We start from the raw sequence: 14,612 nt of genomic DNA, 5'->3' as shown, positions 1-14,612 counted from the left end.
CTCATCAAACCGCGGGAAAAAGCGTCTCCAGTGCGAGGCTGGCTTCTTCCCAGTTTGCGCGTTCAAAAATGCCTTGTTGCAGGAAGGCTTCAAGATGCGGCCACAGTTCAATGGCCTTATCGAGCATCGGATCGCTGCCTTTGGCGTAAGCCCCCACGCTCACCAAATCACGGTTGCGCTGGAAGCTGGATAACAACTGTTTAAAACGACGTACCCGGGCGTAATGCTGCTCGGTAATCAACGATGTCATGGCCCGGCTGATAGAAGCTTCGATGTCGATGGCCGGGTAGTGGCCCGCTTCTGCCAGGCGGCGCGACAGCACAATGTGGCCGTCAAGAATGGCTCGCGCGGAGTCGGCAATCGGGTCTTGCTGATCGTCGCCTTCGGTGAGTACGGTATAAAACGCGGTAATTGAGCCCCCGCCGTGAATGCCGTTCCCCGCGCGCTCGACCAGCGCCGGGAGCTTGGCAAACACCGAAGGCGGATAGCCTTTGGTGGCCGGCGGTTCGCCGATGGCGAGGGCGATTTCACGCTGGGCCATCGCGTAACGCGTGAGTGAATCCATAATCAGCAGGACGTGCTGGCCGCGATCGCGGAAGTCCTCGGCAATTCTTGTTGCGTAGGCGGCACCCTGCATACGCAGCAGCGGCGAAACGTCCGCCGGGGCGGCAATTACTACCGAACGTGCCCGGCCTTCGGCACCGAGAATGTTCTCGATAAAGTCTTTTACTTCCCGACCACGCTCGCCTATCAGGCCCACGACAATCACATCGGCCTGGGTGTAACGCGCCATCATGCCAAGCAGGACGCTTTTACCTACGCCTGACCCGGCAAACAGGCCCATACGCTGGCCGCGGCCCACGGTAAGCAGGGCGTTAATCGGGCGTACACCCACATCGAGGACATGCTCAATTGGCGTGCGCTGAAGCGGGTTAAACGGTGCCGCGCCCAGTGCACCCGTCAGGCCGGTGTCCGGCGAAGGCAGGCCATCAAGCGGGCGTCCACTGCCGTCAAGCACGCGGCCCAGCAGGGCCGGGCCAAGCGGCAACTTTTTACCGCTGTGCAGGCCTTCTGATGTTGCGGAGCGGGCATAAACCCGGGCCCCGGGCAGAATGCCTTCAACTTCTTCCAGCGGCATCAGGAACAGTTTATGGCCGTTGAAGCCCACGACTTCACATTCAACTTCCCGGTCATGCTGTTCAATGATGCAGGTCGCGCCGAGCGCCAGCTGCAGGCCGGTGGCTTCCAGAACCAGGCCAGTGGCACGCGTCAGGCGACCATAGCGGCGAACGGACGGCAGTTCGCCCATCCGCGCTTCAAAATTATCGAGCGTGTTCAGCCAGCGGGTCAGGCGCGCGGTCATCAGAGCACTCCCGGGGCGGCCAGCCGGCACAGCTCTTGCCAGCGGGTGGCTACGCTGGCATCAAGGTCGCCTTCATCGGCGGAGACTTTGCAGCCGCCCTGGTGCAGACTTGGGTCACCGCGCAAACGCCAGCCGTGCAGGCTCAGCGTCGCGCCCAGCATCTCCTCTACCCGCTGTAGGTCATCCGGGTGGACGCGCAGCTGCGGTTTGCCGCTAAACAGTGGTTCCTGCATGAGCAACCCCTGAATCTGTTTGATCAGCGCGTTGTTATCCACGGCTGGCGTCTGGCCAATGACCTGACGTGCGGCTTCCAGCGCCATTTGCATCAGGCGGGAAGCGATCACGCTGTCCAGCGCATCAAGCGTGTACTGGAATTCGCTGACCAATTGCTGCATCCGGGCGTGAACCGGTGCTTGCTGCTGGCGGGCTTCATTGATGCCCTGTTCAAGCCCCTGCTGGAAGCCCGCTTTACGGCCTTCTTCCACGCCCTGATCGTGCCCGGCGGCAAAACCCGCGCTGTGGCCTTGCTCACGGGCCTGAGCCTGCATCATCGCCAGCGTCTGCTGGCGATCCGGCTCGCTTTCCGGCTCTTCCTGCTCGGCTGCCGCTTCCGGCATCACAATCTCTTCGAAAACCGGCGTAGGGAAGGCGAGGTCTTCAGGCGTCCAGCGTTTCCATGGCAGCGTATTAGACATAGGTATCCTCGCTGGTGCCGATCACCATCTCGCCGGTTTCCGCCAGGCGACGCACGATAAGCAGGATAGCTTTCTGTTCGTTTTCCACCTGCGACAGACGAACCGGACCACGGTTGGCAAGGTCGTCGCGCAGGATGTCCGCAGCACGCTGGGACATGTTGCGCAGGAACTTCTCGCGCAGCGCCTGTTCTGCACCTTTGAGGGCGATAAGCAGAGACTCGGACTCCACTTCCTGCAGAAGACGCTGGATGCTGCGGTCGTCCACGGCCACGAGGTTTTCGAACAGGAACATCTCGTCGATAATTTTCTGTGCCAGCTCGCCGTCGAAGTCGCGCACGGCGGTAATAACGGCTTCTTCCTGCTGGGTTTTCATCAGGTTGATAATTTCCGCTGCCGTCCTCACGCCGCCCATTTTGCTGCGCTTGAGATTCTGGCCGTCGAGCAGGTTGTTCAGGACTTCGGTCAGCTCAGCCAGCGCGGCCGGCTGGACACCACCAAAGGTGGCGATACGCAGCATCACGTCGTTGCGCAGGCGTTCGTCGAACAGCGCCAGAATATCTGCCGCCTGACCACGCTTGAGGTGAACCAGGATGGTGGCGATGATCTGCGGGTGTTCGTCGCGAATAAGATCGGCGGCGCTCTGTGGCTCCATAAAGTTGAGCGTTTCGATGCCGCTGGTGGTATCGCGGGTTTCGAGAATATCTTCCAGCAGGCTGGAGGCACGCTCTTCGCCCAGCGCTTTGATCAATACGGTACGCAGATAGTCGTTGGCATTGATGCTCAGCGCGGCGAACTGTTCGGCTTCTTGTTCAAACTCGGCCAACACTTCGGTCAGCAGTTTGTTTGAAATTTGATGGGTGTTAGCCATCGCCGCACTTAAATGCTGTACTTCACGCGGGCTGAGGTGCTTGAACACCTCAGCGGCGCGGTCTTCGCCAATGGTCATCAGCAGGATGGCGCTCTTTTCTGTTCCGGTAATACTCATATTTCAGTACTCATCCATTGGCGGATCACCAGCGCAACTACGCGAGGATCGTTGTCGGACATATCACGAATACGCTGACTCATGACTTCGGCGCTCAGGCGCTGGTTAGCCTTACGCTGCTGCTGCTGTTCATCGCGGCTAAGCGTAACGGCGACGGCTTCTTCTTCGGCTTTACGGCTCTCTTTCGCTTCGCTGGCAGCTTTCAGAATTTCCGCGCGACGGGTGAGCTGTGGACGAATCGCTTTACGCCACAGTACCCAGCCTACAATCAGCACAATCAGCCAGCGACCTGCGGAGAGCAGCATGTCGAAGAAGGCCGGAGACTTCCAGAATGGCAGGCTGCTGCCGATGTCGTCGTCGGTAGCGGTAAACTGCGAGTTAACCACGTTCAGGGTGTCCCCGCGGGCTTCGGAATACCCCATGGCTTCACGCGTCAGGTTTTCAATCTGCTTCATCTGGTCGGCAGTGAGCGGCAGAGGTTTACCGTCGGCCAACTGGCGGTAGTTCACCACCACGGCAACGGACAGACGCTGAATATCCCCCACGTTCAGCTTGGTGTGACGGATGGTGCGGTCCACTTCATAGTTGGTGGTTTCGTCACGCGACGTGTTGCTGCTGCCGTTCTGGCTGGTGGTGGAAGTCTGGTTCTGCTGGCCGTTATTGGCCTGCTGATTGTTCTGGTTGTTTTGTGGTGGCGTAGAAATCGGCGCCGTGTTTGCCGGAGCCGGCTGGTTGGAGAGCGCCCCGGGCACGCCGCCCGGGAACTGGCCGTTGACCTGAGAGGTCTGGTTCAGCTGACGAGAACGGATCGCGGTCTGGGCCGGGTCGCCATTAGGGCGATACTGCTCTTCGGTTTGTTCTTTGTTGGCAAAATCAATCTGGGCGGTGACCTGGGCATGCACATTGCCGTTGCCGACAATCGGGCCAAGGATAGATTCAATGCGGCGCTGGTAGCGGCTCTCTACGTCAGTGGCGTATTTGAGCTGGGCGTCGTTAAGGTCGCGTCCGGCGTTGTTCGACTGGGTCAGCAGGTGGCCACCCTGATCGACCAGCGTAACGTTACCCGGCGGCAAGCCAGCCACCGCGCTGGAAACCATATGCACCACGGCATTGATTTGCCCTTCATCCAGTGCGCGGCCAGGCTCAAGGCTCAGAGTAACGGACGCGGAAGGGGATTTTTGCTCACGAACAAACAGGGAAGGTTTTGGCATGGCGAGATGTACGCGGGCATTCTTCACCGGGCCAAGGGTTTCAATGGTGCGGGCCAGTTCGCCTTCCAGCGCACGCTGGTAGTTCACTTGCTCACTAAACTGACTGATACCAAATTTTTCCTGATCCAGAAGCTCGAAGCCGACGGCACCGCCCTTAGGCAGGCCCTGCTGAGCCAGACGCAGACGCAGATCGTAAACGTTGTCTGCCGGGACCATGATGGCGCTACCGTTGTCTGAGAAACGGTAGGGAATATTCATTTGCTGAAGCTGGGTAACAATCGCGCCTCCGTCCTGATCGGCGAGGTTGCTGTAAAGCACGCGGTAATCGGGAGATTTTGCCCAAAGCACCAGGGCCACCAGCACGGCAACGGCGGCGGCACCGCCCATCATCAGCGGGATCCTTGGATTCGCGCGAAGGCGATTTAACCACTCAAGAGTCTTGTTTTGCGGCGTTTGTGCCTGAGCAGCAGTGGTCATTCCGCACCTCGCGGCTTAGCGTTGACAAAAAATTCTAAGTAAAGAGTGAACAAGACAGACTCCCGGGTCGACAAACACGACAAAAGTTCCATATGGATGGCAGTGTCATTATTTTCGTTTCAGGAAATTTCGATGGCTGAATTAGCTCTATTTTTTACGTCTATTTAACGCCTTTATCCTATTGACAAGGTGATAATCTTCACCGGCTTAATACAAATGGGGCGTAAACATGGCTATTCAGGGTATCGAGGGCGTACTGCAACAACTTCAGGCGACCGCGCTGTCGGCGACCAATCCTGCGGCATCGGCTACCTCCGCGCCAACGGTAAGTTTTGCCGGCGAGCTGCAGGCCGCTTTAGGACGGATAAGCGAAACCTCCAACACCGCGCGTGTCCAGGCGGAGAAATTTGCTCTCGGTACGCCGGGCGTCGCGCTGAACGATGTCATGGTGGATCTGCAGAAATCTTCCGTTTCGCTGGCAATGGGTATTCAGGTGCGCAACAAACTGGTTGCTGCCTACCAGGAAGTGATGAACATGCAGGTTTAATGCATGGGCTGATTTGCTTACTGATTTCAGGCCGGAGCAAAACGTTTTTGCTCCAGTTTGACGTAGCGAATGACTTCCTCACCCAGATAGTCACTTTTTAAGAGTAGACATGATGAAGTGTTATGAAATTCCTTTAGAAGGGAATGATTACTACTACAATGGACTTCGAGCTAATTTATTGGCGCTTTGTACTTCGCTGGCCGGCGTGTCAATTTATTCCATAGTTAAATCCTCACCGGATGGAATATTTTCAAACACTCCAGGGTGGGTGGCTATTATCATTTTGATGCTGGTGAGCTTGTTTATTTTTTTTAGTACAAAGTTCATGCCGAACAGATTTTATGTCTTTGAGTTTTCCAGGAAACCAACGCATCGGAAAAAGATTGCGATGTTCTGGTATGCTTCGCTTCAGCTCTCTGTTGGCGTTTTTTGTTCTTTTTTCTTTGATTACATGTTCTCGGCGTTTACGTTAAGACTTTTTGCCACCACTATGATTTTTTTATTGATTTATTTTATTGGTATGAATGAGTTTGCCAAAAATGCGGTTGAAAAAAGCGTTTTGATAAAATAAATCAGGTGATACAAAAAATTAAGAGCAGGTATTTTTTAGCTGCCATCGCTGATTTATTTTTCTTTAATTCTTGGCTCTGTTCTTCAGTCATAAGCATTTTCCTGAAAGTTCCCTATAGTATGTCCTGCTGCGCGGAGCCGTTGTGTCACGGCCGCTATTTAGTTGAGTAATGCCTCTTTTTTATACGCAATCTCCGTGCGGTATGTGCATTTATTTGACGAATAAAGTCATTTCACTGCACTATCAGGACGATACCTTCACGATGCCGGAAGGGATTTCCGGTTTAAATGGGAGCGTCCTGTCAGCCTATGACCCCACAACAAAATCTAGAAGCACATTACGAGACATTAACCCCCGAACTGCAGCGGGCCGCAGAGTTGATTCTGCATAACGCGAAGGACTTAATTGCGCTTTCAATGCGTGCTTTTGCATCACGCATCGGCGTCAAGCCCGCCACGCTGCTGCGCCTGGCTCAGCGTCTGGGCTATATCGGCTGGGGAGAGTTCAAAGCCGCGTTTATTCAGGAACTGGGCCTGAGCCATGAAACACATCAGGCAAGGGCGGAAAAGCTGGTGGATAAGGGCAGATCGACCTCACTCTATCAGGAAGTATTTGACGCCCATGGGGTGAATCTTTCCCACACCGAGGCTGAAAACCCGCAGGCAATGGAAGAGGCGGTTAATGTTCTGGATGCCGCCGAGCATGTCTATGTGTGTGGTTTCCGGGCCAGCTATTCCGTAGCCTATACGCTGTTTTATATCTATCGGCTGTTTAATAAGAACGTGTCGCTTATCGATGGACAGGCGAGCAATTACGAAATTTTTACCCGTGAACTGACGCCAAGGGATGTCGTGCTGATGATAGGGTTTGCGCCATACTCGCGTGAATCGCTTGATGTGTTGGGTGCGGCGAGGCAGGCCGGGAGCAAAATCGTTGCGCTGACGGATTCCCCTCTTTCCCCGCTCGCGGAGCACGCCACCAGCACGCTCTATTTCTCCGCGCACAGCCCGTCGTTCTTTCCTTCCGTAGTGTCGGCCATGGGGATTGCCGAGTGTTTGCTGGCGATGCTGGTGGCTAAGCATGGGGACAGGGCGGTGCAGAAGATTGCCAGCGCAGAGCGTTTTCTGCTGGACTCCGGGGCATGGGTGAAGCCGGTTCGTTAGTCACAGGGGCAAGGATCTGCCCCTTTCATGATTAACGCTGAATAAGATAGCGAATAGTTGGGCCATCCTGCTGAATATCCAGCACCGTATAGCCGTGGTTTTTGGCGTCCAGCGGGATGTTATTGATAGACTGCGGGCAGTCGCTCACCACTTCCAGAATCTCGCCTTTTTTCAGCTGTGGCATCGCCTCAAGCGTGGCAACGGCCGGGTAAGGGCAAGGCTCACCCACCATGTCCAGTCGGTAATCAGGGACGATAGTCTGGCTCATGCGGTTTCTCCTGTTGTAGTGGTGATAGCCTGGTTTTTACGGCGGAAAAAGCGTTTTTCCCAGCCGACAATCAGCAGGTAAGCGGCGAGCAGCATCAGGTAGGTCATCAGCAGCCCGCCAAGTGGCCCAAAGGTGTCCAGCAGGTTGACCTTATCCCAGCTGGTGGCCAGCGCAGGGGAGATGTCATCCCAGAACCAGGCCAGCAGCGTTGAGCCGATAACGTTGCCGAGACCAACCCACCAGTAATGCACCTGGCCTTCAACTGCGCGATACATCCAGCCGGTTTCACAGCCGCCTGCCAGCACAATGCCAAAGCCAAACAGCAGGCCGCCGATAACCGCGTTCGGCCCCGCCCACATAATTTTGGCTTCCACGCCAAGCTGCACGTAGCTGAAGATGCCAATGGCACTGACCGCCATGCCCAGAATAATCGCTTTCGCCATGTGGGTGCGCCCGGTGATCCACATGTCGCGGAAGGCAGAGGTGAAACAAATTTGGGCGCGTTCAATTAGTAGCCCAAAGCCGACGCCAAACAGCATGGCGAGGCCGAGTTTCGGCTGGTTTATGGCGGTCAAGCCGCCCCAGCCGAGCATGCCGATAAACACCAGCATCCCGATGCGGAAGCGGCGCTTAGCGCGTCCTGGCTGCTGCGTGAGCGGGGAGGCGGCAGACACTTTTTGCAGCTTGACCGGGATGCGGAACATCGGCAGCAGCGTGAAGCGCGCGCCAAACCAGCAGCCGATGGCGGTCGCGAGGGCGAAAAACCAGGCGTGCAGCGAGAACTGAGGGATCCCGGTAAAGAACGCGGCAAGGTTGCAGCCCATCGCCAGCCTCGCGCCGAAGCCGGCAATGATCCCGCCGAGCACGGCCTGAATGATACGGATACGGTGCTGGGGCAGGCGGAGTTTAACGTTATTGGCCCATAGCGCGGCGGCGAAACAGCCGCCAAACATGCCGATGATCATCATGCCGTCGATACGGGTCAGCGGACTGCCGTCGAGGTGAATTAGCTTGTAGTAACCCCATTCTTCGGCGTGAATGCCCATCAGTTGCAGGAGCTGGCCGCCCCAGCGGGTGAACTCCCCGGTGACGGCCCAGAAGGTGCCGGTGATGCCGAAGTAATAGGTGGAGAGGATCCCGGCCGCTACCACGGCGGGCATCGGTTTCCAGAAGGTAACCAGGTATTGGTGTTTAAAGGAGTGCCAGGTCATTGTTTTCGCCTCTGAACTCAGAAGAACGTGCCGCTGCGGGCAAAAGAGGATGCAATAATACGCGCATCTTTTGGGCTTAACAGGCTGAAAAGATGAAAAAACAATCTGGATCAATTTTTATTCCTCGGGAGGAATCGCTGGCAGGCCCCGGGCTTTAATGCCAGAATTATTTTTTCTCCGCAGTCAGGATAGACGATGAAGAAGCTTTTAGTATTGGCGGCGCTGGTAACACTGAGCGGCTGCGCCGAGGTTAGAGATTATAAGCAGGTGGTGCGCACTGAAGCCCCGGCCGGAATGGCTGGCTACTGGCAGTCCAGCGGGCCACAGAGCAAGTTGGTTAGCCCCGAAGCGATTGCCTCCCTGGTCGTCACGCCGCAGGGTGATACCCTGGACTGCCGCCAGTGGCAGCGGGTGATTGGGGTGCCGGGCAAGTTGACGTATCTGTCTGGCGATCTGCGCAACGTTACCGTCAAGCGTGAAATTTACGCCATCGAGCGTAGCGGTGACACGCTGGAGTACGCCGGGATGACGTTGAAGCGCGTTGATCGTTTGACGCCGGAATGCGCTGATTTCCTGGCTAAAAATCCTCTGGATAGCAAACTGTCGAAATAATAAGACATCCCCTCACCCCGGCCCTCTCCCCAAAGGGGCGAGGGAGAAACAGGTGCTGTGAACACGGTTTATTCCCTCTCCCTTTTAGGGAGAGGGCTAGGGTGAGGGTAAGAAGCGACGCTGCGTTTTAAGTCAGCGCTAAACATAAAGCGAGGCACGGTTCCGGCTTAAATCGCCTCCGTTTTCTCTCCGACTGGCCAGGGTCCGGCCGTCGGGAACGGCCGGAGGTTGAGAGCGTCGGGAACGCATCTCAGCCGACCCAGGACTGGGAGATAAAACGGAGGTCTGCCGCTTCAGCGGTCGATTTATTTGGCCGGGAGTCCGGGTTCTTAGGGGAGTGACGGTGACTCCCCTAAGACGTTCATCGGTACAGGAGCTACAGATAAAACAGGGCTGGAAGTGAACGGAACTTTTATCCAGCGTCACAGGGTATTGACTACTGCCGGGCGGTGCGTTGAACGAAGCTAACTCACAGCACATCCTCCAGCACCCAAACGCTGACGCTGCCGCCGTGGCAGGTAAAGGTTGCGCTGCCGGCTGCATCGGTGCGCACCGTCTCCTCACGATTGCCGAGATAATCACGCCAGTTCTTCTCACCGAAATTTTCGCCTAGGGTGACGTGCTTCTCGCCCTCATCGCCGTTGGACATGATGACCACGCAGCCCGGGGCTTCCGCCGTGCCGCTGCGGCTGAAGGCGATGCAGTTGGGGTGATCAAACCACAGGGTTTGCACGCCGTGGGCAAAGCGCTCCCGGGCATGAATCAGGTCATCCAGTTGTTCAATGACCGGCATATCAATGTGGTAGTTCTGGCCGTCGCCGCCGGCATCGTCGTAGCTTGCGCCAAAAAGATCGGGGTAGAACACCGACGGTACGCCGTTTTCTCGCAGCAGAATTAGCGCATAGGCCAGCGGTTTAAACCAGGCCTCCACGGGGGCTTCAAGCGCCTGCAGCGGCTGAGTGTCGTGGTTAGCCACCAGCGTGACGGCGTGGAACGGGTCGGCCTCAACCAGCGTGCCGGTGAAAATCTGGCTCATGTCGTAGTCGCGCCCAAGCCGGGACGCCTCATGGAATTTCATCTGCAGAGGGGCGTCAAACAGCATGGTTTTGCCTGCTACCTGGGCAATATATTCCTGCAGCTTGTCCACTTCATGGGACCAGTATTCCGCCACGATAAACAGCGGCGTGTCCGCCACTTCCTGGACGTGCTCAATCCACGCTTTGTAAAACCAGGCCGGGATGTGTTTGACGGCATCAAGCCGGAAGCCGTTGCAGTGCGTCTGGGCCATCACCCAGCGCGCCCAGTATTTAAGCTCTTCGGTCACCGCATGGTTACGGAAGTCGATATTGGCGCCCATCAGATAATCGAAATTCCCCAGCTCGTCGTCCACCTGGTCGTTCCAGCCTTCGCCGGTGTAGTCATTGACGATTTTGAAGATGCCGTCTTCATTGGGGTTTTCAATATGATCCACGCCGCTAAAGCATTTGTAGTCCCAGATGAACTCTGAGTATTGCCCGGCGCGGGCTGGGAAGGTGTAGCGGGTCCAGGCCTCGCAGTCGATAACCTCAGGCGAGATCTCGTTGCGGTTATCGGCATTCACCCGGTTGACGCGGATGTGTTCTTTTTCGTCGGCGCCCATTTTATGGTTCACGACCACATCCAGCAGCACCGAAACGCCGTTGTTCCGCAGCGCCTCTATTGCCGCCAGCAGCTGCGTTTTATCCCCGTACTTGGTGGCGACGCTGCCTTTCTGGTCAAACTCACCGAGGTCAAAGAGATCGTAACTGTCGTAGCCCACTGAATAACCGCCCGCGCTGCCTTTATAAGCCGGGGGAAGCCAAACCATGTTGATGCCGATGTCGCTGAGGCTGGCCGCCCGGTCCGCAACTTCTGACCACAGCGTTCCGTTGCCGGGAGTGTACCAGTGGAAAAACTGTAACAGGGTGGGGTTCGTCATCTTGTCCGCGCTCCAGAAGTCATTTAGCTGACCTCTGGAGTATGGTGCAAATCATCGCAGGCGTAGGGCTATTGATTAAAATCCAGTGGGAAAAGCACATTCCCTGACAGTTCGCCATAGGTGTTGGTGAGTGATTTTTGCTTGCCGGATTGGTCTATCAGCCCTCGCAGTTCTTCCATTCTTCCCTTAAGGAGATCTTTAAGTTCTGCCTCGTTCGCCAGAATACTGGAGAGGATCTCTTTCGCCTTATCCTGATAGTAGGTATTGCCGGGCGAAAGAGGATGGCGCGCAATCTCTTCCACCAGCGTGACGTACTTAATTTCCTGTTCAATCAGCTCATCCCATTTCCCTGAGTGAGCCAGGTTGAGCATTGTATAACTTAGCGCCTGCAGCGCCTGCCAGTGATTAAGGGATGAGATGAAATCATTCATCAGAAAGAATCCTGCGTGGGTGAGGTTCCTGGGCCGATTTGCTTCCAGGCGCTTGCGATATTGTTCAGCAGGGCCTCAACTTCGGCGATGATGCTGACATCGTTATAGAGATTCGCCTCAAGCAAACGCTTGACCATATACTCATAAAGTGCCGACAGGTTGTGTGGAAGATCGCCACCCACGTCCATGTTAAGTCCAGCCTTTAGCCCATTATCGATAATATTAATCGCTCTGGTGATGGCCTGCCCTTTGGCCGCAGTGTCATTTTGCTCGATGAAGAGGCGGGCCCGTACAAGGGAACTGAGTGCCCCATCGAAAAGAATGACCACCAGCTGATGTGGACTGGCGCTCAGGACTGCCGTTTCAAGCCCTACGCTTTGGTAGGCCTGAACACCAGTGTTGTTATACATACCAGCTCCTTAGCTGCTCTTATTAAATTGTTGAGTCAGATAGGTTGACGTGTTGTTCAACGAGCTGACTAACGTGTTCAGACTGGTAAACTGCGCCTTGTAGCGAGCCATCGTGGCATCAATAGAGGCAGACATCTTGTCGTAGTTATCGCTCAGGGTTTTCAGCGTACTGTTGATCCCGTCTTTTGCATTCTGAATAACGCCGCTGCTGCCTGAGGTGGTGCTTAACATGGAGGTCAACGTATTATTCATTTGAGTTGCAAAGCCGGTGGTTTTTCCGTCACCGATGAAATAGGCCTGCACTGCCTGAGGGTTATCCGACAACATTTTTGTTAATGCCGCGTCGTCGACTTTCAGGTTGCCCAGCGTACCGTCTGCTCCCGTCACCGTGTCCTGGTTTACGCCAATCTGGGCCATGATGGCAATGGCGCCGCTTTGCACGTTGGTCAACTGGCTGCGAAGCTGAGATTGTACGGAACGAACCGTACTGTCGCCCAACAGCGCACCGTTGTTGGATGACTGGTCGCTGCCTGCATCAACCTTGACGTACTTAGTCAGGCTGGTAATGGTTGACTGCAACGAGTTGTAGGCCGTCACCCAGTTATTAATGGCTTTTTTGTTTGCGTCCGTTGCGCGATCGACGGTCAGCGTTTCATCCGCAGTGCTTTGCGACTTCAGGGTAAAGGTCATACCAGGGAAGGCGTCAGAAATCGTGTTTGACTGACGTTCAATCTTGATATTGTTTACCGTTACCACGGCATTCTGTGAATTGGTTAAGACGTTCAGCGCGCCAGTTTTGCTGGTAGAGTCGTAGCCAATTTTGCCTTGAAGGGTATCGTCCCCGGTGACTTTCACCGTCATGTCGCTGCTGAGACCTGTTGTCTTCGAGGTCAGCATCAGACGGTAATCGCCGTCGCTTGCTTTTACCACGCTTGCGGTGACGTTGCCGTTTGCCTTATTAATGGCGCCCGCGATGCCATTCAGGGAGGTATCTCCATCGGCAAGGTTTACCGTCAGCGGGGTGGTTGTGCCCGGTTGCGTAATGGTCAGGGTGCGCGTACCGCCGGTCGTGCTGCCCAGAAGCTCGGTGCCTGTGGCATAGCTGCCTGAGGTCAATACCTGTGCTTTGGCGACCTGATTTACGTTGACGATAAAGTTCCCCGGCGTCGCGGTACTGTCAGTAGTGACGCTGAACGCGGTGTTTGTGCTGCTGACGTTTGTTGAACTCCATGTGTCTTTGTTGCCCAGAGCAGCCGTTGCCGTCTGCAGGTTTTGTAGCGCACTCTGTAACTTGCCAAAAGCGCTCAGTTGGGCATTGTAGGTCGCTTGCTGATTGGTAATTGTTGTCAGTTTAGTTTTTTCAGCAGTTTCCAATTTGTCATAGAGATCGGACAATCCCAGACTGTTCCCTGCGTTGAGATTACTGATGCCAGCCATACATGTCTTCCTCAAAGTCGATGGGTAGTTTCAGTCAGTTATCGGCGAGCAGTGGGAAAAGTTTACTGTGAAATGAAAAAAATAATCAGCGGAATAGGCTGGTGGGATTGGGGCTTATAGAGCGATTGCGTCATATGCTTGCCTTAATATATGTCTACCTTGTCCCGTTGGGTAAAATATATTCTTACTGAAATTTCGTTCGCAGTCTGTTTTTAATATTAAATCCACGTAAATCAAGATGTTTTTGAAGTTTTAATTCATTTTAAATCAATTGGTTAGTATTTTTTTTATGATTAATTCTAAAGTTGGAACGGGGGGCGTCGATAACCTTGTTGACGGTGAGAGACGCCGTGAGTGTTAGGCACCGAACCTAAACCCCAAATTTTTAAGGAATTAAAACTATGTCAGTTATCAATACTAACCTGCTGTCCCTGAGCACTCAGAACAACCTGAACAAATCTCAGTCTGCGCTGGGTACCGCTATCGAGCGTCTGTCTTCCGGTCTGAAAATCAACAGCGCGAAAGACGATGCTGCTGGCCAGGCGATTGCCAACCGTATGACCGCTCAGATTAAAGGGATGACTCAGGCTGCCAGCAACACCAACGACGGTATCTCTCTGATTCAGACTACCGAAGGTAACCTGAACGAAATCAACACCAACTTACAGCGTATCCGTGAACTGTCTGTTAAAGCAGCGAACGGCACCAACCAGAAGAGCGACCTGGATTCCATCAACACTGAAATCAACCAGCGTCTGCAGGAGATTAACCGTATCTCTGGTTCCGCTAACTTTAACGGCAAAAACCTGCTGGACGGTACTGCTTCTGGCGGCGTGAACATCCAGGTTGGCGCGAACACTTCTACAAACGACACCATCAAAATCGGTAGCGATTCCCTGATCAACGCAAGCGCAAGCGGCCTGGCTTCCGGCACTGTTCTGAGCGGTACTGTTACCATCGCTACCTCCGGCGGCGCGAGCGATGTTACCAAAGCTGTTGATACCGCACTGACCGCAGTGAACAACGCTCGTTCTAACCTGGGTGCGCTGCAGAACCGCTTCGAATCTACCGTTAATAACTTGAGCAACTCCATCACCAACCTGTCTGCTGCACAGTCCCGTATTCAGGATGCTGACTACGCGACCGAAGTTTCCAACATGAGCCGTGCGCAGATCCTGCAGCAGGCTGGTACTTCCGTGCTGTCTCAGGCAAACCAGGTTCCACAGGCGATGTTGTCCCTGCTGCGTTAATTTTAGCGTCAGATTCAGTTTTAA

The 14,612-nt window shown here is 54.9% G+C and carries 15 protein-coding genes; 5 read left to right on the top strand and 10 right to left on the bottom strand.

Features of this window, described 5'->3' with window-relative positions; genetic code table 11:
- Positions 1-4 precede the first annotated feature (4 nt).
- The 4 genes from fliI to VW41_13730 are packed head-to-tail and all read right to left on the bottom strand — an operon-like array spanning position 5 to position 4,731.
- Positions 5-1,363 carry an ATP synthase gene (gene fliI / locus VW41_13745; protein ID AJZ90015.1) on the bottom strand — a complete coding sequence of 453 codons (1,359 nt, stop codon included), beginning with the start codon at positions 1,361-1,363 and terminating at the stop codon, positions 5-7.
- Entirely contained in the window at positions 1,363-2,058 is a 696-nt protein-coding gene (gene fliH, locus VW41_13740) for a flagellar assembly protein H (protein ID AJZ90014.1), read from the bottom strand. The genes fliI and fliH overlap by 1 nt, the downstream gene beginning before the upstream one ends.
- Positions 2,051-3,043 carry a flagellar motor switch protein G gene (gene fliG, locus VW41_13735; GenBank protein AJZ90013.1) on the bottom strand — a complete coding sequence of 331 codons (993 nt, stop codon included), beginning with the start codon at positions 3,041-3,043 and terminating at the stop codon, positions 2,051-2,053. The genes fliH and fliG overlap by 8 nt, the downstream gene beginning before the upstream one ends.
- Entirely contained in the window at positions 3,040-4,731 is a 1,692-nt protein-coding gene (locus VW41_13730; GenBank protein AJZ90012.1) for a flagellar M-ring protein FliF, read from the bottom strand. The genes fliG and VW41_13730 overlap by 4 nt, the downstream gene beginning before the upstream one ends.
- 229 nt (positions 4,732-4,960) lie before the next feature.
- On the opposite strand from VW41_13730, the gene VW41_13725 reads away from it, so the two are divergent.
- From VW41_13725 to VW41_13715, 3 genes are all read left to right on the top strand, one after another.
- A complete protein-coding gene (locus VW41_13725; GenBank protein AJZ90011.1) occupies positions 4,961-5,278 on the top strand; it encodes a flagellar hook-basal body protein FliE in 318 nt (105 codons plus the stop codon).
- A gap of 268 nt (positions 5,279-5,546) precedes the next feature.
- Positions 5,547-5,849 (top strand): hypothetical protein, encoded by a 303-nt coding sequence (locus VW41_13720; GenBank protein ID AJZ90010.1) that lies wholly within the window; start codon positions 5,547-5,549, stop codon positions 5,847-5,849.
- 308 nt (positions 5,850-6,157) lie between these two features.
- Positions 6,158-7,012: a DNA-binding protein gene (locus VW41_13715; GenBank protein ID AJZ90009.1), complete on the top strand. Its 855-nt coding sequence runs from the start codon at positions 6,158-6,160 to the stop codon at positions 7,010-7,012.
- 31 nt (positions 7,013-7,043) lie between these two features.
- Here the strand turns inward: VW41_13715 and VW41_13710 are convergent, their stop codons facing one another.
- Together VW41_13710 and VW41_13705 are read right to left on the bottom strand one after the other, a co-directional pair.
- A complete protein-coding gene (locus VW41_13710; GenBank protein ID AJZ90008.1) occupies positions 7,044-7,280 on the bottom strand; it encodes a hypothetical protein in 237 nt (78 codons plus the stop codon).
- On the bottom strand, positions 7,277-8,491 hold the full coding sequence (locus VW41_13705) for a hypothetical protein (protein ID AJZ90007.1): 1,215 nt from the start codon (positions 8,489-8,491) through the stop codon (positions 7,277-7,279). Before VW41_13705 ends, VW41_13710 begins: the two co-directional genes overlap by 4 nt.
- 195 nt (positions 8,492-8,686) lie before the next feature.
- Here VW41_13705 and VW41_13700 point away from each other — a divergent pair, with 195 nt between their 5' ends.
- A complete protein-coding gene (locus VW41_13700; GenBank protein AJZ90006.1) occupies positions 8,687-9,103 on the top strand; it encodes a lipoprotein in 417 nt (138 codons plus the stop codon).
- Positions 9,104-9,572: 469 nt separating this feature from the next.
- On the opposite strand, the gene VW41_13695 is transcribed toward VW41_13700, so the two are convergent.
- From VW41_13695 to VW41_13680, 4 genes are all read right to left on the bottom strand, one after another.
- A complete protein-coding gene (locus VW41_13695; GenBank protein ID AJZ90005.1) occupies positions 9,573-11,060 on the bottom strand; it encodes a cytoplasmic alpha-amylase in 1,488 nt (495 codons plus the stop codon).
- A 68-nt stretch (positions 11,061-11,128) separates the two neighbouring features.
- On the bottom strand, positions 11,129-11,491 hold the full coding sequence (locus VW41_13690) for a flagellar biosynthesis protein FliT (protein AJZ90004.1): 363 nt from the start codon (positions 11,489-11,491) through the stop codon (positions 11,129-11,131).
- Positions 11,491-11,901: a flagellar protein FliS gene (gene fliS / locus VW41_13685; protein AJZ90003.1), complete on the bottom strand. Its 411-nt coding sequence runs from the start codon at positions 11,899-11,901 to the stop codon at positions 11,491-11,493. Before fliS ends, VW41_13690 begins: the two co-directional genes overlap by 1 nt.
- Before the next feature lie 9 nt (positions 11,902-11,910).
- Positions 11,911-13,338, bottom strand: coding sequence for a flagellar cap protein FliD (locus VW41_13680; GenBank protein ID AJZ90002.1), 1,428 nt, complete (start codon positions 13,336-13,338; stop codon positions 11,911-11,913).
- Between the two features lie 401 nt (positions 13,339-13,739).
- Between VW41_13680 and VW41_13675 the strand changes: the two genes are divergently transcribed.
- The gene (locus tag VW41_13675) at positions 13,740-14,588 is read left to right on the top strand and encodes a flagellin (protein ID AJZ90001.1); all 849 of its coding nucleotides are present in this window, start codon (positions 13,740-13,742) and stop codon (positions 14,586-14,588) included.
- Positions 14,589-14,612 lie beyond the last annotated feature (24 nt).

Source organism: Klebsiella michiganensis (genome assembly GCA_000963575.1).
GTDB lineage: Bacteria > Pseudomonadota > Gammaproteobacteria > Enterobacterales > Enterobacteriaceae > Cedecea > Cedecea michiganensis_A.
The sequence above is the reverse complement of the archived record's forward strand: the minus strand, read 5'-3'. Positions and strand labels throughout refer to the sequence as shown.